The sequence below is a fragment of the Gordonia sp. 135 genome (assembly GCF_009720185.1).
GTDB classification, from domain to species: domain Bacteria; phylum Actinomycetota; class Actinomycetes; order Mycobacteriales; family Mycobacteriaceae; genus Gordonia; species Gordonia alkanivorans.
This window is the reverse complement of the sequence record NZ_CP046257.1, coordinates 3,091,022-3,112,668: the sequence shown is the minus strand read 5'-3', so window position 1 is coordinate 3,112,668 and position 21,647 is coordinate 3,091,022. Positions and strand designations below refer to the sequence as shown.

Here is a 21,647-nt window from a genome sequence, read left to right as displayed (position 1 = left end):
GCGATGTGACGTCACTCGTGCCGGACGCGGTGAACCACTACTTCAGGTCCCGGGCCGAAGGCTCGGGGACGGACAGCGCCGCCGAGCAGGTGGTGCGTCATCTTGACGTCGCGACCCGGCGGGATCCCGGACAGGCACTGGTCGAGGTCGTCGACGACGACGGCGGCGCGGTCGAGATCGTCGTCGTCAACGACGACATGCCGATGCTCGTGGAGGCGGTTCTGGCGACCGTTGAGGCACACGACCTATCCATCGAGCGCATGGACCATCCGGTCATGCCGGTGCAACGCGACACCGACGGCGGGCTCGAGGCGATCGACGACGTCCCCGGTGCCGCCTGGGAGTCCTGGATCTTCGTCGGCGGGCTCGCCGGACATCCCGGCGTCGATCCAGAGGCGCTCCGATCGGACCTCCTCGAGGTCGTGTTCCGGGTGGGCGACGTCGACCACGACGCCGCCCGGATGCGGTCGCTGATGACGTCGTGTGCGGCCGACCTGGCGGTAATGCCGGTGCGTGAGTCGACAGGCATGCGCAACACCGACCGGCACGAGTACGCCGAACTCCTCGAATGGTTCGCCGGGAACCACTTCCATCCCCTCGGATACACCCGGGTGGGTACCGACGGCGCCGGTGACGGTGACGAGCGGCTGGGGGTCTGGCGCACCGGCTCCATCACCCGGGACTTCCCGTCGGTGACCACGCAGCCACTGCTCCCGCGAGCGAGTCGGGTCTTCGTCGCCACCGGCATCCAGCGGTCGAATTTCCCGGTGCTGCTGCAGGTTCCCGCCTTCGACGCGCACGGCAACCACGACGGTGAGCACCGGTTCCTCGGCACCATGACCTCTTCCGGTCTGCACCAGACAGTGCTCGACGTCCCGGTGTTGCGCACCAAGGTGCACGACGTGCTCGCGCGCGTCGGCGTCGACGAGGACTCCTTCGCCGGACAGTCCATGATCGAGCTGCTGCAGAACTATCCGGTGGTGGAGATGTTCGCCTCCACCACCGACGAGCTCGCCCGTCGTGTCACCGAGATGCTCGACGCGGTCGCGACCCGGTCGTTGCGCCTGTTCGTGCGTACCAGTCTCGACGGCAAGACCGCGGTCGCCCTCATCTACCTGCCCCGGGACCGCTACAACACCCAGAATCGACTCGCCCTCGAACGTGCCTTGATGGATGAATTGAAGGGCAGCGCACTGGAATACACGGCCCGTGTGAGTGAGATGCCGCTCGCGCTCCTGCAGGTGCTGGTGTGTATCGAGCCGGGCGCCGCATCCGAACTCGGCTCGGTGGACACCGGATCACCCGCGCACGCACGGATGCAGGCGGCGCTCGCGGCGGCGATCCGAGGATGGGACGAGCGTGTCCGGGAACTCGCCGTGAACCTCGGCGACCGTTCCGGATCGGTCTCGGGTGGACCGGAACTCCTTCTGCGGCAACTGCCCTCACTCTCCGACGACTACAAGGAACTCCGCGAACCCCAGGACGCCCTCGCGGACCTGATCCACGTCGTCTCCCTCGAGCCGGGCGCGTTGGCGGTGACCCTCGACGCCATCGAGCAGCGCGGGCCGGGCGACCACCACAGCTGGCGGTTCACCCTCTACCTGTGCGGGGAGTCGGCGACCCTCACCGATGTCCTGCCGGTGCTGCACAGTCTCGGCCTCGATGTTCTCGAAGAACATCCGTACGAGATCCGGCGGTCCGACGACACCGTCTGCTGGGCCTACGAGTTCATCGTGCAGCTCGCCGCCGGGATGTCGGTGGACCTCGACCATGCCGACGACCTCGAGGAGCGCTTCACCGAGGCGTTCCGTCAGATCTGGCTCGCCGCAGCGGAAGTCGACGACTACAACGAGCTGATCATCCGGTGCGGACTGGACTGGCGGTCGGCGGCGATGCTGCGCGCCTACGGGCAGTACCTGAGGCAGTGCGGATTCTCTTACAGCACCGCCCATGTCGCGAATGTGCTGGGCCGTCATCTGCAGATCACGCGCGGGCTGGTCGAACTGTTCGTGACCTCCTTCGACCCGGCCGCCTCCGACCCCGAACGGCGCGAGCGGGTGAGCGCACAACTCCGGGCCGACATCGGCACGGTGCTGAGTCTCGACGCCGATCGCATCGTGTCGGCCTTCGCCGCGGTCATGACCGCGACGTCACGGACCAACTACTTCGTCACGACCGGTGAACGGGATCTCGAGCACCGCCCGGTCATCTCGTTCAAGCTCCGGCCTCGCGATATCCCGCAGACCCCCGAACCCCGTCCGTTGCACGAGATCTTCGTGTACTCGCCCCGTGTGGAGGGCGTCCATCTGCGGTTCGGCGCAGTGGCACGCGGCGGGCTGCGCTGGTCGGACCGCAAGGAGGATTTCCGCACCGAGGTCCTCGGTCTGGTGAAGGCACAGGCCGTCAAGAACGCCGTCATCGTCCCCCTCGGCGCGAAGGGCGGCTTCGTCGTCAAGCGTCCGCCGGCGCCGACCGGGGACACCGCTGCCGACCGGGATGCGCAGCGCGAGGAGGGGATCGCCTGCTACCGGCAGTTCATCTCCGGTCTGCTGGACATCACCGACAACATCGACCGCTCGACCGGGGAGGTCATCCCGGCGCGGGGTGTGGTCCGGCTCGACGAGGACGACACCTACCTGGTCGTGGCGGCCGACAAGGGCACCGCGGCGTTCTCCGACATCGCCAACGAGGTGTCACAGTCCTACGGTTTCTGGCTCGGTGACGCGTTCGCCTCGGGCGGCTCGGCCGGATACGACCACAAGGCCATGGGCATCACCGCACGCGGTGCCTGGGAGTCGGTCAAACGGCATTTCCGGGAGATGGGCGTCGACACCCAGTCGCAGGACTTCACCGTCGTCGGGATCGGCGACATGAGCGGGGACGTGTTCGGCAACGGGATGCTGCTCAGCGAGCACATCCGGCTCGTCGCCGCCTTCGACCACCGGCACATCTTCGTCGACCCGGACCCCGTCGCCGACCGGTCCTACCTCGAACGCCGCCGCCTGTTCGAGGTGCCGCGATCGTCGTGGGCCGACTACGACACCGATCTGATCGGTGAGGGCGGAGGGGTGTGGTCGCGGGACCGCAAGTCGATCCCCGTCAGCGCGGAGATGGCGGCAGCGCTCGGTATCGCGGAGGGCGTCGACGAACTCTCGCCGCCCGAACTGATCCGAGCGATCTTGCTCGCGCCCGTCGACCTGCTCTGGAACGGCGGCATCGGAACATACATCAAGGCGTCGACGGAGAACCACGGGGACGTCGGCGACAAGTCGAATGACGCGATCCGCGTCGACGGTGATCAGGTGCGTGCCAAGGTGATCGGGGAGGGCGGCAACCTCGGCGTCACCGAACGGGGGCGGATCGAGTTCGATCTCGCGGGTGGCCGGATCAACACCGACGCACTCGACAACTCGGCCGGAGTCGACTGTTCCGACCACGAGGTCAACATCAAGATCCTGCTCGACTCCGCGGTGTCGGGCGGTGCGCTGGAGACCGACGACCGGGACCCGTTGCTCGAGTCGATGACCGATGACGTCGCCGATCTCGTTCTCGCCGACAACATCTCACAGAACTCCGAGTTGGGCTTCTGCCGCACCTTCGAACTCACGCGCGTGGAGGTCCACGCCCGGATGCTCGACCAGCTGTCACGCGAACGCGGCGTCGACCTCAGACTGGAAGCCCTCCCGCAGGCACGCGAACTCCGCAAGCGGTTCGACGGTGAGTTGCAGCGCGGGCTGACCTCACCGGAGTTCGCGACCCTGATGGCGCACGTCAAACTCGAGGCGAAGTCGGACCTGCTGGCCAGTGACCTCCCCGACAACGACGTGTTCGCCGCACGCGTGGCCCGCTACTTCCCGGAGGCCCTGCGCGAGACGTACCGCGAGCAGATCAACTCCCACCGGCTACGCCGCCAGATCGTCACGACGACCCTCGTCAACGACGTCATCGATCACGCCGGGATGACGCATCTGTTCCGGTTGAGCGAGGGCACCGGGTGCACCACCGAAGAAGGTGTCCGCGCCTACGTCGTGTCCAACGAGATCTTCGGCATGAGCGACGTCTTCGAGAGCATCCGGCACGCACCGGCACCGGCCGAGGTCGTCGACGGAATGATGCTCTACGCCCGACGCCTGCTGTTCCGGGCGTCGCGGTGGCTGCTCGCGTTCCGTCCCCAGCCACTCGCCATGGCCGCCGAGATCACCCGCTACTCCGATCGGGTCACCCGGCTGTCCGCGGCCGTCGACGGCTGGCTGGGGGAGAGCTCCGCGAAAGACATCTCCGACCGGGTACACGCGTACGTCGACGAGGGGGTCCCCGACGACCTCGCCCGGACGGTGGCCGTCAGCCTCCACCGGTTCTGCCTGCTCGACATCATCGATGCCGCCGAGATCTCCGACCGCGACCCCGAGGAGGTCGGCGACCTCTACTTCGCGGTGATGGAGCACTTCGGACTCGAGGAACTGCTGACGGCGGTGTCGAACCTGGACTACGGCGACCGCTGGCACGCGCTCGCCCGGCTGGCGCTGCGCGACGACATGCACGGCGCGCTACGGGCGCTCACCCTCAAGATCCTCGAGGTCAGCGAACCCGACGAGTCGAGCGACGAGAAGATCGCCGAATGGGAGTCCTCCCAGTCGAACCGGCTCAGCCGCGTGCGCAGCGTCCTCGGAGAGATCGAGGAGACCGGGACCCTCGACCTCGCGACGCTGTCGGTCGCCGCGCGACAGCTCCGCAGTGTCATCCGCTGAATCCCTTTCGGCCCCTGATCCGTTTCGGCCCCTGATCCGTTTCGGCCACGCCGACCCGATGCCCGGGCCTAGCCTGGGCACATGACGCGCACGGCACCGCGAATCTGCCCACTCTGCGAGGCAACCTGCGGGTTGTCCCTCGTCGTCGACACCCACGGCGGCCCGATCGAGGAACACGCCGAGGCGGACGGGCATTTGCGTGAACACGTGACCGGTGCCCGCGGCGACGCCGACGACGTGTTCAGCCACGGCTACATCTGTCCGAAGGGGGCGAGCTTCCCTCAGCTCGACAACGATCCCGACCGTCTCGAACGTCCACTGGTCACACGGGACGGACGGTTCGTCGAGGTCGGCTGGGACGAGGCGCTCGACGAAGCCGTCACCCGTCTGCGCGCGGTCATCGACACCCACGGCGGATCGTCGGTCGGTTTCTATCTCGGCAACCCGTCGGCGCACACCATCGCGGGCACCATGTACGCGCCGCTGCTCGCGCGTGCGATCGGAACCCGCAACGTGTTCAGCGCCGGCACCCTCGACCAGATGCCCAAGCAGGCGGCGTCGGGATACCTCTTCGGTCACGCCGGGACCTTTGCCGTCCCCGACCTCGACCGCACCGATCACCTGGTGATCATCGGCGCGAATCCCGTTGTCTCCAACGGGAGCATGGCCACCGCCGCTAACTTCCCCGGCAAGCTGAACGCCCTCCGGCATCGCGGCGGGCGGCTCACGGTCATCGACCCGGCGCGTACCCGCACCGCCCGGCTCGCCGACACCCACCTCGCGCCACGGCCGGGAACCGATGCCGCGTTGCTGGCCGCCATCGTCACCTGCCTGTTCGACGAGGGACTGGTCGCCGACGACCTCGGCGGTATCGCGACCCACGTGCAGGGCGTCGACGAATTGCGCAGGGAGATAGGTGATCTCACGCCCGAGCGGGTGGCGCCGTACTGCGATGTCCCGGCCGAGGACATCCGCGGGCTCGCCCGTGCGATCGCGTCGGCACCGTCGGCGGCGGTCTACGGCCGTCTGGGTACCACCGTCGTCGAGTTCGGCACCCTCGGTAGCTGGCTCATCGACGTCGTGAACGTCCTCACCGGCAACCTCGATCGGCCGGGCGGAGTGATGTTCCCGACGGCGCCGACCGCCCCCGCACCGCGTCCGGCACGCCCGGGCCGGGGTTTCCGGACCGGCCGCTGGCGCAGCCGGGTGTCGGGACATCCGGAGGTCGCGGGGGAGTTGCCCGCCGTCGCGATGGCCGAAGAGTTCGAGACACCCGGCGAGGGGCAGTTGCGGGCACTGGTCACGGTCGCGGGCAACCCCGTCCTGTCGGCACCCAACGGCGGCCGCCTGGCCGCCGCACTCGACGCCGCCGACGTCGTCGTGTGCGTCGACCCGTATCTGAACGAGACCACCCGGCACGCCGATGTCATCCTGCCGCCCCCACGTCCGTCCCAGAGTCCGCACTTCGACGCGATCCTCAACAACCTCGCCGTGCGGGCGAACGCCCGCTATTCGCCGCGGGTGCTGCCGCTTCCCGACGGTCGGCCCGACGAGATCGACATCGTGTGTCGCCTGATCCTCGGTCTGTCCGGGGCGGGCATCGACGCCGATACGGGCCTGGTCGACGAGCAGGTCATCGCCGCGACCTTGTCCAAGGAGGTGACCGACCCGCATTCGTCTGTCGCCGGCCGGGACGTCGAGACGCTGGTGGCGATGCTGCCCGATGCGCCGGGCCATCAGCGCCGCCTGGACATGATGCTGCGTCTCGGCGCCTACGGTGACGGTTTCGGTGCGCGGGAGGGCCTCACGTTCGCCGATGTCCTGGCAGCCCCGCACGGCATCGACCTGGGTCCGATGTGCCCGCGTCTGCCCGGCGTGCTCCGTACCGCGTCGGGGAAGGTCGAGTTGGCGCCGGATCCGCTGATCGGGGACCTCGCCCGGCTGCGCGCCGCGGTCCACGCCGAACATGCGACAGGCGATCCGTCGCTCCTCCTCGTGGGGCGCCGGCACCTGCGGTCCAACAACAGCTGGATGCACAACCTGCCCGCACTCACCGGCGGCACCAATCGGTGCACCCTGCAGATGCACCCGGACGACGCCGCGCGGCTCGGCATCGACGGCGTCGCGACGATCCGCGGAGCGGGCGGGTCACTGACCGTCCCCGTGGAGATCACCTCCGACATCAAGCCGGGCGTCGCGTCGGTGCCGCACGGCTGGGGTCACGACGACGCGGAGACCCGACTCTCCGTGGCGGCCGCCGAACCCGGGGTCAACGTGAACATCCTCAACGACGGGACACGGATCGACCCGCTCTCGGGGACAGTCGTCCTCAACGGCCTGCGGGTCGTGGTCGGCCCCGCCTGAGCCCGTGCGGTCGTCGCCCGTCCGGAGCGCCGGGGCCCGTCGTGCGTAGGGTTGACTCCGCGGCGCCCGGCGTCGTACCAGCAGATCCGTATCGACAGGGGATGGAACGCACGTGCTCAACGAGGACTCGGGGACCGCGACGGCCGACGGCTACGTGGTGAAGGTCCCGGTGCGATGGTCGGACATGGACGTCTATCAGCACATCAACCACGCCCGGATGGTCACGCTGCTCGAAGAGGCGCGCATCCCGTGGCTGTTCCTCGACGGCCGGCCCACCGCGCCGCTGCGGGACGGCTGCCTGGTGGCCGACCTGCACGTGAAATACCAGGCCCAGCTGCGGCACTCGGAGGGCCCGATCGAGGTCACCATGTACGTCCAGCGGCTGCGTGCCGTCGACTTCACCGTCGGGTACGAGGTCCGCGCGGCCGGGACGGATCCCGCGGCGAAACCGGCGGTCGTCGCCAGCACCCAGCTCGTCGCCTTCGACGTCGCCGGGCAGCGCATCGCACGACTCACCCCGGAGCAGAAGGACTACCTGAACTCCTTCCGCCGCGGCGACGAGACGTCGACGAAGCAGCGCTGATGGAACGGTTCATCCAGATCGCGGAGTCCGATCGCTCCAACGCGTCGGCGTTTCTCGCCCATGCCCAGCGGCTCGACGACGCCGCGGTCGTGCGCGTCGTGGCGCGTCCCGACGGACTCGTCGCGCTCTGGACCCACACAGGGTTCGAGGTGCTCGCGACCCGCGCGGTCTCCGGACGGGTGGCGCCTGCCGACATCGTCTGCGACGCCGCGTCGCTGCACTCCGCGCTGGCCGCGTCTTCCGCAGGCGCACAGATCGATCCCGGGTTCTCCCTCGACTCTGCCTGGCGCGGTGCACTTCCCGCATCCGCCGGTTATCGCCACGTCGACGACGTGCCCGCGCGCAGCATCGTCGGCCTGGCGCGCAACGGTGCCCGCGTGGCGCGCGAGGAGGGAAGTGCTCACGGACCGGCCACCGGCGTGCTCGACCAGGACGTGCTGGAGGTCTCGACCGAGGACGGCGCGCTGCGCGCGGCCGTCACCATGCGGTCGCTCTTCGCCCTCACCGGAATGGGTTTCATCCGCGACCGCGACGGGCGCGCGGTCACCGAGGGCTCGCCGGTCGAGGACATCGACGCTGCCGAACCCGTCCGGATCCGCTTGTCGGCGGCCTGGATTCGGGTCGACGCCCGGTACGGCTCGGTGTACCAGCGGCGCCACCGCGATCTGTCGGTGACGGTTCTCTAGATGTACTGCCCAGGGACGTTGGTCAAGCGGCTGAAGGGAACGTTCCGGCCGATGGCGGAGTGTTGCCGGTGGTGATTGTAGGTGTGCAACCATCCTGGCAACGCTGCGCGTCGGGCTTGTTCGGACCGGTAGTGCCGGGCGAAAGCCCATTCGGCGGCCATGGTCCGGTGGAACCGTTCGATCTTGCCGTTGGTTTGCGGCCGGTAGGGGCGTGTGTACTTCGCCGTGACTCCGAGCTCGGTGCAGGTGCGCTTCCACAACGCTGAGCGGTAGCAGCCACCGTTGTCGGACAAGACTCGTTCGACAGTGACGCCGCGGGCCGCGAACCAGCCCACGGCTCGCTGAAGGACTCCGGCTGCGGTGACAGCGGTTTCGTCGTCATGGATCTCGGCATAGGCGACGCGAGAGTGATCGTCGATGACGGTGTGCACGAAGGCATGTCCGAGTAGTTCGTTGTGGTGCTTGCTCCGGCGGGTTCCCGGCGTGGCCTGCCGATTCTTGCGTCCTTTGGCGCGTCCGACGAACCGCCAGCCGCCACCGACGGGGATGTTGCCGAGTTTCTTGACGTCGACGTGGATCATCGAGCCCGGATGAGGGTGCTCGTAGCGGCGGATCACTTCCCCAGTGCGGATGTCGATGTGGGAGAGCCGGTTGAGCCGGCATCGGACCAGCACCGCGTGCACGGTCGAGGCCGGCATCGACAGTCGGGAGCCGATCGCCTGGGGTGAGAGGCGCTGACGCCACCGCAGGGCCACGATCTTGCGTTTGATCGGCTCGGGGGTGCGGTTCGGACTGCGATGAGGACGACTCGAGCGGTCGTACATGCCCTCTGGGCCCATCTCGACATAGCGAGTGGCCCAGCGTTTGGCGGTCGGCCACGAAACGTTGAAGTGTTCGGCTGCCCTGACGATGGGCCAGCCGTCATCGACGATGCGACGGGCCAGCAGTAGTCGGCCCTTGGGGGTCAAAGGTGCGTTAGCGTGAACCACGAAGGTCTCCCGGTTGTGAAGTGTGTGTCGTAGCAGCTCCACTTCACGACGGGAGACCTTCGCTGTTCAACGACCCACTACCGCGTGTCGTCGCAATCCCTCAACCAACCTGCCTGGGCAGTACATCTAGACCAGCCAGGCGGCGGCGTCGGGCGGCAGCATGCCGTCGGCCAGCGGCGAGCTGATCAGCAGGAGTTCGCCCGGCGGCAGCGGAACCGGGACCTCGCCCGCGTTCAGCGCGCAGATCAGGAAGCCCTCCGACCGCCGGAATGCCAGGCAGCCCTCGGGTGCTTCGTACCAGTCGATCGAGTCACCGGCGAATTCCGGGCGGTCGTAACGCAATTCGATGGCCGCCCGGTACAGCGACAGCATCGAGCCCACGTCCTCGAGTTGCGCCTCGGCGGTCAGCGATCGCCACGACTCCGGCATCGGCAACCAGGTGTCGGCCGACGTGCTGAAACCGAACGGCGGCTCGGTGCCCTGCCAGGGCAGCGGAACCCGGCATCCGTCGCGGCCGCGTTCGGTGTGACCCGACCGCTCCCACACCGGATCCTGGAGGACCTCCTCGGGCAGGTCGTCGACGTTGGGCAGGCCGAGTTCGGAACCGTTGTAGAGAAAGATCGAACCAGGCAGGGCCATTTCGACGACGAGCATCGCCCGCGCACGGCGCGTCCCGCGTGCGAGGTCGAGATCACCGGTCGCGGGGTCGACGGGGGCGTACCGCGTCACCTCTCGTTCGACGTCATGGTTAGACAGCGTCCACGTGGGCGTCCCGGACACCGACAGGACCGCGTCGAGAGAGTTCTCGATGGCCTCCCGGATCGCCTCGGGTTTGAAGGGAGCCTTGGCGAGTCGGAAGTTGAAACCCAGATGCAGTTCGTCGGGGCGCAGGTACTCGGCGAACCTCTCGTTGTCGTTCACCCAGATCTCGCCGACGTTCGCGGCGCCCGGGTACTCGTCGAGGACCTTGCGGATCTTGCGGTGGATGTCGTGCACCGCATAGTTGTTGAACCGCGGATCGTCGTCGTCGTTGGAGAGCAGAGCGGTGTTGGTCAGGTCCATGTCGGGCAGGTCGGCGGGCTTGGCCATCCCGTGCGCGACGTCGATCCGGAAACCGTCGACGCCGCGATCCAGCCAGAACCGCAGTGTCTTCTCGAGATCGTCGAAGACCTCGGGGTTCTCCCAGTTCAGGTCGGGCTGCTCGGCGGCGAAGATGTGGAGGTACCACTGGCCGGGGCTGCCGTCGGCCTCGGTGACACGGGTCCACGACGGTCCGCCGAAGATGCTGTGCCAGTTGTTCGGTGGCTCGTCGCCGTTCTCGCCGCGCCCGTCCCGGAAGATGTACCGTTCGCGCTCCGGACTACCCGGGCCCGCGGCGAGAGCGGCCCGGAACCACTCGTGCTGATCGCTGGTGTGATTGGGGACGAGGTCCATCGTCACCCGGATGTCGCGTGCGTGGGCCTCGGCGATGAGGGCGTCGAAGGTGGCGAGATCGCCGAAGAGCGGGTCGATGTCGCGCGGATCGGCGACGTCGTAACCGTGGTCGGCCATCGGGGAGGTCATGATCGGGCTGAGCCAGATCGCGTCGATGCCCAGCAGTTCGAGATATCCGAGCTTGCCGATGACACCGGCGAGATCGCCGACGCCGTCGCCGTTCGCGTCGCAGAACGACCGCGGGTAGATCTGGTAGAAGACCGCGGACTTCCACCAGGTGGTGTCGGTCGGGTCCAGCTGCGGCACCACGACGGACGCCGGTTCGTCTCGTGCGGCGGCGGTTTCGGCGCCCGGATCGTATTCGGCGCCCGGATCGAGTTCGGCATCTGCCTCGGCCTCGATGGCCTCGTCGTCGAGGGCATCCGGATCGGTTGTCGCGGATTCGATCTCGGGGGTGTCTCCCGACAAGTCACTCACGTTGCCCTCGGTACCCGTGGTCTCCGGTACGTCGGTGTGTGCGCCGTCGGTCTGACCCCCGTCAGATGGCTCGGCGGGGACAACACCTGGTGTCTCATCGCTCACCGTGGTCATTCTGCCCTACCTGAGTTTTCGGCGAGAAATCCTGGTCAATCGGCGAGTCGTGGGCGTGTCGAAACTGCGGGTGGCGAAAGGCGGAAGGTTTGCGCGGCTCTCAGATCGGCGAGTTCATCATCGACTGCGCGGCCATCTCCATGTAGTCGACGAGTGCCTGGCGGTGTGGCGGGTCCAGGGTCTCGTCGTCGATCGAGGCGATCGCGGTGTGCATGCAGCGCAGCCAGGCGTCGCGCTCGATCGGGCCGACGCGGTAGGGGTTGTGGCGCATGCGCAGTCTCGGATGGCCGCGCTCGTCGGAGTAGGTCCGCGGACCGCCCCAGTACTGCTCGAGGAACATCCGCAGCCGTCGCTCGGCGGGGCCGAGATCCTCCTCGGGGTACAGCGGGCGGAGCACCTCGTCCTTCGCCACCTCGGTGTAGAAGACCTCGGTGAGCCGTCGGAACGTCTCCGCGCCGCCGATCTCCTCGTAGAAGCTCCGCGGGGCCGGGTCGGGGGAGTTGCCGGATTCGCCAGTCACAGCCGCCATTGTCCCTACGACCGAGGGGCGCCTCAACGTCGCGTGCCGCCGGCGGGGCCCTGCCGAGGTGCCGTGCAGCGGGTTTTCCCTGCACGAGGTCGGCGTCCGTGGTGAACTTGTGCAGGTCAACCAGTTCGAGCAGGGCCGGCGGGAGGTCGAATGACGCACCGGTCACACCACCAGACGGGCGAGGTGACGAGACTGCACGGCGGTGCGGCCTCGCCGGCGGCCGGGTCGCGGTCGTGGACACGCCGCCGGGTGCTGCTGCTCAATGCCACCTACGAGCCGCTGAGCGCGGTCACCATCCGCCGCGCCGTCGTCCTGATCCTGCGTGGACGCGCCGACATGGTCCACGCCGACGAGTCCGGGGGAGCGTTCCACTCGGCCGCGACGGCGGTGCCGGTGCCGACGGTGATCCGGCTGCGGAACTACGTGCGGGTTCCGTACCGCGCGTCCGTGCCGATGACCCGGGCGGCGCTGATGCACCGCGACCGGTTCCGCTGCGGGTACTGCCGCAAGCCCGCCACCACCATCGACCACGTCGTGCCGCGCAGCCGGGGCGGGGCCCACAACTGGGAGAACTGCGTCGCCTGCTGCGCGTCGTGCAATCACCGCAAGGCCGACCGGCTGATCACCGAGTTGGGTTGGACGCTGCGGAACCGGCCGGTCGCCCCGAAAGGCCGGCACTGGGGGCTCATCGCCGCCGTCAAGGACATCGATCCGGCCTGGATGCAGTACATCGACGCGGGCGCCGCGTGAGGCGCCGGAAGGCGCCGCGAAATGTCCTTCGGAAGGCCGCTCGGCGACCGTCTACGACGCGCTGTAGGGGTCGCTGCACCGGTCGGTGTGATGTGGGCTAGATTGATCAACGATGACCTGTGCCGACAACCGGCCTGGTCCGGCGCGACCATCGAAAGGGTGACATGGACAGCCTGATCGTCCCCATCGGAGTGCCAGTCACGATCGTGACGGTGCTCTTTGTCGTGCTCTGCGTTGTCGCGATGGTGTTCTCCGGCGGGGTCAAGTACCCGGAGGTCAAGGAGTACACCCTCGATCAGCAATGGGAGCATGCTCCGCTTCTCTTCAGTGCCACCGACATCGAACCGATGGCACTTCCGCGGCACGCGGAACCCGGCGACGTTGATGGGAGCTCGGCAAGTGGCAAGTGGTGAGGTTTCGCACGCGAACGTGAGTGCAGAGGTCGCGGCCCGCTCGGCCGCCGAACTTCCGCTGGGCACCGTGATCACCAACAGCGGACGCATCTCGGCGGCCCGCTACCCGGGTGACGCCCCGACGACGCCGCCCTTCAGCAAGAAGGATCTGATCGCTCTCGACGACACCCTGAAGGCCGCGAGCGAGAAGGCTCTCGTGCGTTTCTCGGTCTACATCGGCGATCTCGACGGTGACCTCGACGCGAGCGCCCGTGCCGTCCTGGCGAAGGCTCCCGAGCCTGCCCACGGCACGCTGATCGCGGTGTCGCCGAACACGCGCGACGTCGTCATCGTCTCCGGCAGCGAGGTGTCGAGTCGTGTCAACGACCGTGTCGCCGCGCTCGGTGTGACCGCTGCGGTCACCGGTTTCCGTCAGGGCAACCTGATCGACGGCCTCATCGCGTCGCTGCGCGTGATGGCGACCGCTGCCGCCGCAGGTTAGTCCCGCAGACCACGAAGAAGGCCGCCCCACCTGCCGGTGGGGCGGCCTCTTTCGTGTTCGCGGAAGGCCGGGCCTGCTCAGGACCGCGGGGCAGAGCCCTCGAGCACCTTCTCGTGTGCCCCGGTCCCGGCCGACTCGAGCTCGTCGTCGACCATGTTGGACTCGTCGAACGGAATGCGACCCGCCAGCACCTCGTCGACCTGGTGCTTGTCCACCGTCTTGGTCCAGGAACCGACCAGCAGCGTCGCCACCGCATTGCCGGAGAAGTTGGTGACCGCACGCGCCTCGGACATGAACCGGTCGATACCGACGATCACTCCCACACCCTCGAGCATGTCCGGCCGGTGCGCCTGGAGACCGGCGGCGAGGGTCGCCAGTCCGGCGCCGCTGACGCCGGCGGCGCCCTTCGACGCGATGATCATGAACGCGAGCAGACCGATCTGCTCGCCGACCGAGAGCGGGTCGCCCATCGCATCGGCGATGAAGATCGACGCCATCGTCAGGTAGATGGCGGTGCCGTCGAGGTTGAACGAGTACCCGGTCGGCACCACGACACCGACGGTCGTCTTCTCGACGCCGAGGTGTTCCATCTTGGCAATGAGCCGCGGCAGGGCCGACTCCGACGACGACGTCGCGAAGATCAGCAGGTACTCGCGGGCCAGATACCGCACGAGCCGGAATATCGAGACCCCGGCGATCGTCCGGAGCAGGACCCCGAGCACTCCGAACACGAAGACCAGGCAGGTGAGGTAGAAGGCGAGCATCAGGGTCAGAAGCTGTTGCACGGCAGCCCAACCGGTCTGGCCCACGACGTTCGCGATGGCGCCGAACGCGCCGATCGGCGCGACCCACAGGACCATGGTCAGCACCTTGAAGACCAGCTTCTGGAAGTAGGAGACCGCGGTCAGGATCGGCTCGCCGGTGCGTCCCATCGCCTGGATCGCGAAGCCGACCAGGAGTGCGACGAACAACGCCTGCAGCACACTGCCGTCGGTGAGGGCCGAGAGCATCGACTCCGGGATGATCCCCTGGATGAAGTCCATGGTTCCGCCCGACTCGTGCGCCTCCTTCGCGAGTTCCTCACCCTTGCCCGACATCGACGAGATGTTCAGCCCCTCGCCGGGCTGGATGAGGTTGCCGACGACCAGACCGATTGCCAGCGCGACCGTCGACATGATGAGGAAGTAGACGAACGCGAGACCGCCGACCTTGCCGACCGTCGCGGCCTTGCGGACCGATCCGATGCCCAGCACGATCGTGCAGAAGATGACCGGGGCGATCATCATCTTGATGAGGCTGACGAACATGGTGCCCAGGACACCGAGTTCCTTGCCGACCTCGGGTGCCACGAGACCGACGACCACGCCGGCGACCACCGCGATGATGACCGCGATGTACAGCCAGTGCGTGCGGTCGCGCTTGGCCCGTGGGGCCTCGACCGCCTCGTCACCGGCCTTGGGATCTGCGTTCATCGGCGGTTCTCTCCTCGTATACCGGGAACATGGGTGGTCAGGATTGTGAACCGACGTGGTGATGACCGTCACGATTCTGTTCATTACGTTCACCGAGGCCGGGGGAATAGCCCGATATGGGGCTTTGCCGAGAACGAACGTCGGAAGACGAGGCTCGAAAGACAGATGAAAGGCCGAGCATGCGGTGGTATCCGCGGACGCTGGCCGGCCAGGTGGCGGCGCTCGCGCTGACCGTGGTGACGGTGGTGGTCGTGGCGGGCAGTGTGCTCGCGGCGATCGACGCCCGGGTCGACGGGGACCGGGCCGCCCGCGACGAGGTCACCGCGGTGGCGGTCAGCCTCGCGCAGGCGCCCTCGACGGTGTCCGCACTCACCTCGCCGGACCCGAGCGCGATTCTTCAGCCGGTCACCGACCGGATCCGGCGGGAGACGGGCATCGCCTTCATCACCGTGCTGGGTCCCGACCGGACGCGCTATACCCACACCGACCCGTACCTGATCGGGGCGCTCTATATCGGCAGCATCGATGCTGCGCTCCGTGGCGAGACGATCACCGAGACCTACACGGGCACCCTCGGTCCGTCCATCCGGACGATCACGCCGGTCCGGGGCCCCGACGGCCGGATCATCGGCATGGTGGCAGCCGGTATCACCCAGCGGTCCCTGACGTCGACCTGGCGCGGGGAGCTCCCTCGGATCGCCGTCACCGCCGTTGCGGCCCTGCTGACCGCGGCCGCCGGGGTCTGGTGGATCCGGCGACGACTGTTGCGGCAGACCGGCGGCCTGGCCCCGGGCGACCTGCGACTGATGTACGACCACCACGACGCGGTGCTCCACGCGATCCGCGAGGGACTGATCGTCGTCGAGGCCGGCCGGCCGGCCGGCGCTGGTCAATGCCGAGGCGCAACGTCTGCTGGGCATCGGAACAGACACGCCCGCAGGCGATCTGCCGGACTTCCTGACCCGCGGCGACGGGGTGTCCGACGAGTTGCACGCCGAGGGCGGACGGGTGTTGCTGGTCAGTCGGTCGCCGGTGTCCGGACGACGCGGCTCGTCGGTCGTCACGATCCGCGACCGGACCGAACTGGCCGAGGCGATGGGAGAGTTGGATTCGATGACCCGATTCGCCGAGGCGCTCCGCTCCCAGGCGCACGAGTCGGCGAACCGGCTCCACACCCTGGTCGCACTGGTGGAGATGGGGCGGTCGGAAGAGGCGGTCCGACTGGCGACCACCGAACTCGAACTGTCCCAACACCTCATCGACCGGATGACCCAGGCGGTCGCCGAACCGGCGCTGGTCGCGTTGCTCCTGGGTAAGAGTGCGCAGGCGGCCGAACGGGGAATCGCATTCTCGCTCACCGAGGATTCGCAGTTGAGTGACGACGCCACCCAGATCCTGTCACCGCGCGAGCTGATCACCGTCGCGGGGAACCTCGTCGACAACGCCCTCGATGCCTGCGATCCGGGCGACCCGTGGGTGGAGGTCGGGGTCGTCGGGGACCACGAGGCGCTCGAGATCGTCGTCGCCGACAGCGGACCCGGGATGGACGACGAACTGTTCGGCCGCGCGACTGCGCGCGGTTACTCCACCAAATCCGGTGGCGACGACGCCGGACGCGGACTGGGTCTGGCCCTCGTCGCGCAAGTGGTCTCCCGGCACCACGGGTCGTTGATCGCCCAGAACACCTACGGTTCGGTGGTCACTGTGCGCATCCGGGCGGTGTCGTCAGAGGCGGGGAGACCCGATGATCCGCGTACTGATCGTCGAGGACGAACCGGTGATCGCCGAGGCGCACCGCGACTACCTCGCGCGCATCGGCGGATTCGAGATCGTGGGCGCGGTCACCACCGCGCAGGAGGCGTTACGCGCCGCGCGGGCACACGGCGTCGACCTGGTGCTGCTCGACCTCGGTCTGCCCGACGCCCGCGGCACCGACCTCGCCTCCGCGCTCTCCGGGGTGCGCCCGGCCCCGGACGTCATCGCCATCACCGCGCAACGCGACCTGCCGACCGTGCGCGACGCGATGTCGCGCGGGGTGCTGCTCTACTTGCTCAAACCGTTCACGTTCGCGGCCTTCCGCGAGAAGATCGAGCAGTACCTGCGGTACCGGGAGGCGTTGACCGGCGAGGCGGAGGCGGTCAGCCAGCGCGACGTCGACCGAGCACTGGCCGAGTTGCGTTCCGGCGACTTCCGGCGGTCGGCGAAGAAGGGTTCCGCACCGCAGACCGAGGATGCGGTGTGCCGGGCCGTGCGGGACAGCGCCGACGGGCTCACCGCGTCGGAAGTCGCTCGCGCACTGGGATCTTCGCGGGTCACCGCATGGCGCTACCTGGAACGACTCGCCGACGACGGCGTCCTCGACCGCGACACCCAGTACGGTTCGGCGGGACGGCCACAGGTGCGGTATCGGTGGAGGCGGGCCCGTCGGTGACCGCCATCGGTACGCGGAGATGGCGCTGGTACTGGACAGACGGCGTAGACTGAAACTCATCGGGCTGCACGCCGAGGGAATCACCGTTGGCGGCCCCGGTCACTTCGGCCGCATCCAGACGGCGACCGAGTCAGGCGAATGCCATGATCACCACCACTCGAATTCTCGACTCGCTTCCGCGCAGCCGCCTCTTCGGGCACATACGCGACTATCACCGCGCCCGACCGGGTCACTCATCGAGGCCTCAGACCATCGTGAGCGGAATCCAAGAGCAGGATTCGCGCGATGTGCCGGGCGACCTCCTCGCCGAATGGGATGTCCAGTTCCATCCCGCGACCAGCGCCGAAACGAACGAAGCGAACGAAGTCGTCGGTGACGTCCTCGCTTGCCGGACCCTCCGGCGGGCCCGCCATTCACGGACCGAGGTTCTCGATGCCGACTCGCACCCGGTGATTCTGCTCGCCACAGATGTTCTCAAGGTCCGTGCCGGGGACGTCTGGGAAAAGGTGACGAGCACTGTCGAGGGTGGCGGAACCCTGTCAGATGTCCTGTTCGAAAACCAGAGACGGGAACCCTGATGTCCACACGCCTCGATCTGCCTCCCATTGCCCGCCGGCTCAACGAGCGACTTCTCGCGCGCTCCCGGGCCGGCCGAACCGATGACGACACCGCGGCCATGGTCGGTGACCTGCGTTCTCTGATCGTCGACGCGGTGACCGAGCTGGAGAATGACATGATCATCAGCAATAACCGATCTCGCAGTGCCGCAACGCAATCGACTGATTCTGCGGTCCCCTCCGACTCGTCGGGAGCCGGAACAACCCGGCGGTCCCGGAACCGAGAAGAGAGCTGATGTCGTGACAGTCATCATCGGAGTCATCATCCTGGTCGCCGCGGTGATCGCGACGGCGGCCGGATTTCTCGCCAACAACGGCAGCGCGAACGGCCTCGCACCTGACAGCTTCGCCGTCTTCGGCTACCACGTGAGTAGCAGGGCATGAACGCGCCGACCACGCACCCGCCTCGCCAGTTGCGGTTGCGGCTCAAGCCGGCCGATTCGGTCCGGGGGTCGGTCGATGGCGCGTGGTGGCCGCGATCCCGGGACCTGGCAACGGAACTCCCGGATATCGCGCAAGCACTCGACACCCGGTTGCCGCGGCTCGAACGGGTGGGCTACCGGATCGCCGACTGGGATGCCGCGCCGGACCGGAAGATTGCGGTCGACGGCCGGTCGGTGCACTTGGAGGGCTTCACCACGTGGCCGCCCGGGGTCGTTCGATTCTCTTGTCCGAGTGGGACACTCACGCTTGCCGTACTCGGTCCTGACACTGACTCGGATGCAGCGCACGAGACGATGATGCGTGCCGCCGAGCGGACCAACACCCAGTCGGCGGAGACTCTCATCGCGTCGGCGGCCGCTGTCGACGGACACCGGACCGGTCACGCCCCACCGGCGTGGGACACCCACGAGAAGCCTGCACCGATCGGCTGATCGGGCGCAGACTCGAGGTGAGCCGATGGGGCGGAGCCGGTCGCTAGATCTCAGCCCTGCGCGTCGAACTCGCGTGCCCGCAGCGAACGTGCCACGCCGTCACGGCCTTCGGAGATCAGCCGCTTGAGGGCAGGCGGATGATCACCCGCGACGAACTCCTCGGCGAGGTCGAGGGCCTGCTGCGTCATCGCCCAGCTCGGGTAGAGGCCGATGACGACGGTCTGGGCGACCTCGCTCGAACGGCGTGCCCACACCTCGGGGATCGCCTCGAAGTACTTCTCGACGTAGGGCTCGAGCAGCTCGCCCTGGCCGGGACGCGCAAAGCCCTCGATCATGGTGCGGGTGTAGATGTTCGACAGCGAATCGTCGTCGATCGCCTGCGACCACGTGTCGGCCTTGGCCTCGGGGAGCGGTCGCGACGAACGTGCCGCGGCGGCCTGCCGGGTGCCGGTGGCGGTGTTGTCGCGCTGGGCCTCGGCGTCGATGGTCGGGGTCGAAACCGCGTCGGCATCTATCGCACCGGCGGTCGCCAACGCGCGCACCAGCTTCCAGCGCAGGTCGGTGTCGACGGCCAGGCCGCCCAGACCCTGCTCGGCCGGGTCCCCTCCATCGAGAAGTGCCCGTGCCACGTCGATCTGGTCGTCGTTGAGCTTGCCGGCCAGCCAGGTGTTGACGAAGGCGAGCTGGTGGTCGGAGCCCGCATCGGCGCCCCGGGCGAGTTCCAGCAGGCGCGCGCTGAACGCGGGCCCGCCGGTCGAGGACACCCAGGTGGGGTCGGCGTAGGACTCGATCGCGGTGGTCGCCTGCATCAGAACACGCTGCACCACACCGATCTCGGTCTCCGACGCGATCCCGCGCTGCACGAGTTCGACGAAGTCGCGGGCACGCATCTCGGCCTGACGGGTCATCTCCCAGGCCGCCGACCACACGAGGGTGCGCGGCATGGAGTCGGTGATGTCGCCGATGCGGGCGGTCGCGGTCGCCAGCGACTCGGGGTCGATGCGGATCGACGCGTAGGTGAGGTCACCGTCGTTGAGCAGCACCAGGTCTCCGCGGTGCACGCCGACGAGTCCGGGCACGTCGGTGCGCTCACCCTCGACGTCGAGTTCCACGCTGTGGGTCTGTTCGATGGCACCGGAACCGTTGTCGGCGTAGATGCCGACGCGGAGCCGGTGCACGCGGGTCTCGCCGGCGCCCGGCGCGGCGCCGTCCTGGACGATGGTGAACCGGGTGAACGCCCCGGACTCGTCGACCTCGAAGTCGGGGCGCATGACGTTGATGCCGGTGGTGCGCAGCCACTGGTCGCCCCAGTCCGACAGATCACGACCGGACGACTTCTCCAGTGCGCCCAGCAGATCGGAGAACGTCGCGTTGCCGAACTTGTGGGCGGCGAAGTAGTCGCGCAGACCCGCGAGGAAATCGTCCACACCGACATAGGCGACGAGCTGTTTGAGCACCGAGGCGCCCTTGGCGTAGGTGATGCCGTCGAAGTTGACCTCGACGGCGGCGATGTCGGGGATGTCCGCGGCGACCGGGTGGGTCGAGGGCAGCTGATCCTGCCGGTACGCCCAGGACTTCTCGACGTTGGCGAACGTCGTCCAGGCGTTGGTGTACTCGGTGGCCTCGGACTGGCAGAGAACCGAGGCGAAGGTGGCGAAGGACTCGTTGAGCCACAGGTCATCCCACCACTGCATGGTGACGAGGTCGCCGAACCACATGTGCGCCATCTCGTGCAGCACGGTCTCGGCGCGACGCTCATAGAGGTACTTGGTGACGCGCGACCGGAAGACATAGTCCTCCAGGAAGGTCACCGCGCCGGCGTTCTCCATCGCGCCCGCGTTGAACTCGGGCACGAACAGCTGGTCGTACTTACCGAAGGCGTAGGGGATGCCGAAGTTCTTGTGGTAGAAGGCAAATCCCTGCTTGGTCTCGGTGAAGAGCCGATCGGCGTCCATGTGCTCGGCCAGCGAGGCGCGGCAGTAGATGCCCAGGGGGATGTCGCCGTGGTCGTCGGAGTAGACGTCGGTCCACTCGGCGTACGGCCCGGCGATCAGCGCGACGAGATAGGTGCTCATCGGCGCGGTCTCGCGGAAGCGATGGACACCCGGCTCGGCGGCGGCGGTCTCGACGTGTGCCGCGTTGGAGATGACCTTCCAGTCCTCCGGCGCCGTGACCGTGAGCGTGTAGGTGGCCTTGAGGTCGGGCTGGTCGAAGCAGGCGAACATGCGCTTGGCGTCGGCGGTTTCGAACTGCGAGTACAGGTACACCGATTCGTCGGACTGGTCGACGAAACGGTGCAGTCCCTCACCGGTGTTCGAATAGGCGCAGTCGGCCACCACGGTGAGGGTGTTCTCCGCTGCCAGCCCGGGCAGGGTGATGCCGACGGATTCGTCGAAGCCGGAGACGTCGAGGTCGACGCCGTTGAGCGTCGCCGAGTGCAGCGTCGGCGCGACGAGGTCGATGAAGGTCTCGGCGCCCTCGGTCGCGGTGAACGTGACCGTCGTGGTGGATCGGAACGTCTCGGTGCCGGAGGCGCCCTTCCCGGCGGTGCCGGGCGCACCGTTCCCGTCGGTGAGGTCGAGTTCGATCTGGTAGTTCGACACGTCGACGATCGCGGCGCGTTCGCGGGCCTGGTCTCTGGTGAGGTTCGGGGCAGTCACGCAGGCCAGCTTATCGAGAAGGGC

16 protein-coding genes and 1 pseudogene are annotated in these 21,647 nt (G+C 68.0%); 12 read left to right on the top strand and 5 right to left on the bottom strand.

The features are described from left to right. Nucleotides 1-5 precede the first annotated feature (5 nt). The 4 genes from GKZ92_RS14065 to GKZ92_RS14050 all read left to right on the top strand — a co-directional run bounded on the left by GKZ92_RS14065 (nt 6) and on the right by GKZ92_RS14050 (nt 8,381). Nucleotides 6-4,748: an NAD-glutamate dehydrogenase gene (locus GKZ92_RS14065; RefSeq protein ID WP_035754067.1), complete on the top strand. Its 4,743-nt coding sequence runs from the start codon at nt 6-8 to the stop codon at nt 4,746-4,748. An 81-nt stretch (nt 4,749-4,829) separates the two neighbouring features. Further along, entirely contained in the window at nt 4,830-7,112 is a 2,283-nt protein-coding gene (locus GKZ92_RS14060) for a molybdopterin-dependent oxidoreductase (protein WP_035754068.1), read from the top strand. 112 nt (nt 7,113-7,224) lie between these two features. Continuing rightward, nucleotides 7,225-7,695, top strand: a complete 471-nt coding sequence (locus GKZ92_RS14055) for an acyl-CoA thioesterase (protein ID WP_035754069.1) — start codon at nt 7,225-7,227, stop codon at nt 7,693-7,695. Then, on the top strand, nt 7,695-8,381 hold the full coding sequence (locus GKZ92_RS14050) for a hypothetical protein (RefSeq protein WP_155225358.1): 687 nt from the start codon (nt 7,695-7,697) through the stop codon (nt 8,379-8,381). Before GKZ92_RS14055 ends, GKZ92_RS14050 begins: the two co-directional genes overlap by 1 nt. Here GKZ92_RS14050 and GKZ92_RS14045 read toward each other — a convergent pair. The 3 genes from GKZ92_RS14045 to GKZ92_RS14035 form a co-directional block, all read right to left on the bottom strand. Further along, a complete protein-coding gene (locus tag GKZ92_RS14045; protein ID WP_155225357.1) occupies nt 8,378-9,370 on the bottom strand; it encodes an IS481 family transposase in 993 nt (330 codons plus the stop codon). The two genes, GKZ92_RS14050 and GKZ92_RS14045, sit on opposite strands and share 4 nt — an antisense overlap. A gap of 126 nt (nt 9,371-9,496) precedes the next feature. After that, a complete protein-coding gene (locus tag GKZ92_RS14040) occupies nt 9,497-11,395 on the bottom strand; it encodes a glycoside hydrolase family 13 protein (protein WP_075862601.1) in 1,899 nt (632 codons plus the stop codon). A 100-nt stretch (nt 11,396-11,495) separates the two neighbouring features. Continuing rightward, complete coding sequence (locus GKZ92_RS14035; RefSeq protein WP_006360039.1) at nt 11,496-11,924, bottom strand: globin; 429 nt, start codon at nt 11,922-11,924, stop codon at nt 11,496-11,498. A gap of 150 nt (nt 11,925-12,074) precedes the next feature. On the opposite strand from GKZ92_RS14035, the gene GKZ92_RS14030 reads away from it, so the two are divergent. From GKZ92_RS14030 to GKZ92_RS14020, 3 genes are all read left to right on the top strand, one after another. After that, on the top strand, nt 12,075-12,674 hold the full coding sequence (locus GKZ92_RS14030) for an HNH endonuclease (RefSeq protein WP_035754071.1): 600 nt from the start codon (nt 12,075-12,077) through the stop codon (nt 12,672-12,674). A gap of 164 nt (nt 12,675-12,838) precedes the next feature. After that, nucleotides 12,839-13,087: an aa3-type cytochrome oxidase subunit CtaJ gene (ctaJ, locus tag GKZ92_RS14025; RefSeq protein WP_005198911.1), complete on the top strand. Its 249-nt coding sequence runs from the start codon at nt 12,839-12,841 to the stop codon at nt 13,085-13,087. Beyond that, nucleotides 13,074-13,568 carry a DUF5130 domain-containing protein gene (locus tag GKZ92_RS14020; protein ID WP_006360037.1) on the top strand — a complete coding sequence of 165 codons (495 nt, stop codon included), beginning with the start codon at nt 13,074-13,076 and terminating at the stop codon, nt 13,566-13,568. Before ctaJ ends, GKZ92_RS14020 begins: the two co-directional genes overlap by 14 nt. A 77-nt stretch (nt 13,569-13,645) precedes the next feature. Here the strand turns inward: GKZ92_RS14020 and GKZ92_RS14015 are convergent, their stop codons facing one another. Next, nucleotides 13,646-15,040, bottom strand: coding sequence for a C4-dicarboxylate transporter DctA (locus GKZ92_RS14015; RefSeq protein WP_006360036.1), 1,395 nt, complete (start codon nt 15,038-15,040; stop codon nt 13,646-13,648). 179 nt (nt 15,041-15,219) lie between these two features. Here GKZ92_RS14015 and GKZ92_RS14010 point away from each other — a divergent pair. The 5 genes and pseudogenes from GKZ92_RS14010 to GKZ92_RS13990 form a co-directional block, all read left to right on the top strand. After that, nucleotides 15,220-16,780 (top strand): annotated as a pseudogene (locus GKZ92_RS14010) (sensor histidine kinase); the annotation flags it as partial. Between the two features lie 4 nt (nt 16,781-16,784). Then, a complete protein-coding gene (locus GKZ92_RS14005; RefSeq protein ID WP_035754074.1) occupies nt 16,785-17,471 on the top strand; it encodes a response regulator in 687 nt (228 codons plus the stop codon). Nucleotides 17,472-17,614: 143 nt separating this feature from the next. Beyond that, nucleotides 17,615-18,049 (top strand): hypothetical protein, encoded by a 435-nt coding sequence (locus GKZ92_RS14000; protein WP_006360033.1) that lies wholly within the window; start codon nt 17,615-17,617, stop codon nt 18,047-18,049. A 279-nt stretch (nt 18,050-18,328) separates the two neighbouring features. After that, nucleotides 18,329-18,472, top strand: coding sequence for a hypothetical protein (locus tag GKZ92_RS13995; protein ID WP_006360031.1), 144 nt, complete (start codon nt 18,329-18,331; stop codon nt 18,470-18,472). Then, on the top strand, nt 18,469-18,963 hold the full coding sequence (locus tag GKZ92_RS13990) for a DUF5994 family protein (RefSeq protein WP_006360030.1): 495 nt from the start codon (nt 18,469-18,471) through the stop codon (nt 18,961-18,963). Before GKZ92_RS13995 ends, GKZ92_RS13990 begins: the two co-directional genes overlap by 4 nt. Before the next feature lie 50 nt (nt 18,964-19,013). Here the strand turns inward: GKZ92_RS13990 and pepN are convergent, their stop codons facing one another. Beyond that, nucleotides 19,014-21,623: an aminopeptidase N gene (gene pepN / locus GKZ92_RS13985; protein WP_155225356.1), complete on the bottom strand. Its 2,610-nt coding sequence runs from the start codon at nt 21,621-21,623 to the stop codon at nt 19,014-19,016. Between the last annotated feature and the right edge of the window lie 24 nt (nt 21,624-21,647).